Raw genomic sequence first — 2,373 nt, 5'->3', positions numbered from 1 at the left:
TTGCGCGTAGTAACACGGGGAGGGGTATTGACGACAATATAAGGATTGAGAGCAAAGAAGGGGAAATGTCGCAAGTGGTTTTCCTGTTGCAACGTAGTGTCGGTAATGAGCGAAGAGTCTGAATCTGACGGATCTGCGGAATCTGCGGAATCTGCAGAGTCAATAGATGTGCAGGCCGGACCAACGGCTGAGACGGATAATCACACACAGTCGGGTGAAGCAGGAACAACAGATACGCTTTCAACAGATCAGCTATATAACGTATTTGAGACTGCTGGGCGACCTGTTGTTACCGCTTCGACGATTGCGCGTCATTTCTCGGAAAGTCAAGCGACGATAACAGAACAGTTGTCGACACTAATCGATACTGGGGTAGTTGATCGGATTGCGGTTGATGATGACCCGGTTGTATATTATCCGACATCGCTTTCGGAGATGACGACACGTGAGCGGATTGTTGTGTTTCCAGATCGCCGGGAAATTGTCGTTGATAATCCGACACAGTATACGCGTGCACAACTCACTCAGTTCGCGTATCTTGCCGATACCACTGGTAAGCGACAACCGATAGAGCAACGCGGACCACAGGTGGGTGAGGAGACGGCTGATCGAAGTGGTACCAATGTGAGTAATCCTGGGGAGACAACGGTCAGTGAGAACGTAGATTCAGATACAGATGCAGATACTGGGGTAAACACCTATACCCCACGGCAGTCTCAATCGCGTGGGTATCTCTATCGTGTGCGTCAGGAAGATATCTGGCAAGCACCGTTTGATGATCTCGGGACGCTCATTTCAGTGATTCGGTCAACACTTCCGCGGCGCGTTCCGGAATTAGAATCTTGGGTTGAGACACAATGGAAACGAGCGAATCGGTTTCGACTCTTTACACATGATGATGGGTATGTGGTGCTCGAAGCCGCCTCAGAGAGCCTCATGGGGAATGTCGCACGACAGAAACTTTCAGAGGACCAGCTTCGAGCGCCAGTGTCGGATACTGAAAGTTGGGTCAACAGCGACGAGGTCGCTAGCGTAAAGCGCGTGTTGTACGAGGCGGGGTATCCAGTTGTCGACGAGCGTGACCTTGATACAGGCGACCCAATTGATGTCGATCTCACAGCCACACTTCGGGAGTACCAACAGTCGTGGGTCGACACCTTCCTCGACCAGCAGGCGGGAGTGTATGTCGGTCCACCAGGTAGCGGAAAGACAATCGCCGCGACTGCGACTATCGCTGCAGTCGGTGGCGAAACCCTAATTTTGGTTCCAAGCCGAGAACTTGCCGCACAGTGGCGCAAATCGTTGACCGGTGAGTCGACACTGACCGACGACCAGATTGGAGAGTATCACGGCGGCGAAAAAAATATTCGGTCAGTGACAATTGCGACTTACCAGACTGCTGGGATGGACCGTCACCGACAGCTATTCGATTCCCGGAAGTGGGGTCTGATCGTCTACGACGAGGTCCAGCACATTCCAAGCGATGTGTTCCGCCGAAGTGCTGATCTGCAGACTTCTCATCGGTTGGGACTCTCCGTTCACGGAGAGACAATTATTCCGGTCAAGCGCGGAGATACCGTGTCAGTTGAACCAATAGAAGAGTTTGTTTCAGACTACCTTGATGAGGAGTCAGGAATCAGCAGCGTGTCCGAAGTCGAGACGATTGGAGTAACTAAGCAAGGGAAGGTTGTTTGGACACCGGTCACTGCAGCGATGCGACATCGAAATACAGCAGATCTATACACGGTTCGAGCAGATAATGGGCAGGAAGTGACGGTCACCGAAGATCATTCGCTTCTTGTGTACGATTCGGAGGAGCGTGCTATCGTTGAACGAACACCAACCGAACTCGAAGAAGGAGAGTATCTACTACAGCCGACCACGGTTCCAGAAATTAACGACGAGCAATCCCGGATAGATGTACTGTCGTTATTGGATGAGGGATACATCCTCCTCAACGACGAGATTCCCGAGAGTGCGTTCGAGCCACTATACGACCAACAAACCGGAACGATCAACAATCGATATAACTGGAGATCTAGGGGATCACTTCCGATATCAGTCGCACGGGAGATAGAACTCGACCGAAGCTATATCGATGGAGTATACAAACAAGATAAACAGTATCAGATACCGCCATCAGTCGACATGGTGGATTTTGCTCGGCTTGTTGGGTTGTTCGTGGCAGATGGAGCGATGAGTGAGCGGTGCGTCGAGTTCTATGCCACCGATTCGGCGGAGAGATCCGAAATAGAGGCTTTCGAGTCTATTATTCGGGCTGTTGTTCCCGACGCAGAGCCGAATCGTATGCAGAGTGGACAAAACTGCACGACGCTATGTGTCGGTGGTCCACTCATAGACGTACTCAAGCAG

General features: G+C 51.5%; 1 protein-coding gene. It reads left to right on the top strand.

Annotated elements, in window-relative coordinates; translation table 11 throughout:
* Window positions 1–105 precede the first annotated feature (105 nt).
* Window positions 106–2,373, top strand: a 2,268-nt coding sequence (locus tag J07HQW2_RS18360; protein WP_021055248.1) for a DEAD/DEAH box helicase family protein, incomplete at its 3' end; no start/stop codon positions are given.

It is taken from the genome of Haloquadratum walsbyi J07HQW2, from assembly GCF_000415985.1.
GTDB lineage: Archaea > Halobacteriota > Halobacteria > Halobacteriales > Haloferacaceae > Haloquadratum > Haloquadratum walsbyi_B.
Note: the sequence above shows the minus strand (reverse complement) of the source record. Positions and strands in the feature narration are given on the sequence as shown.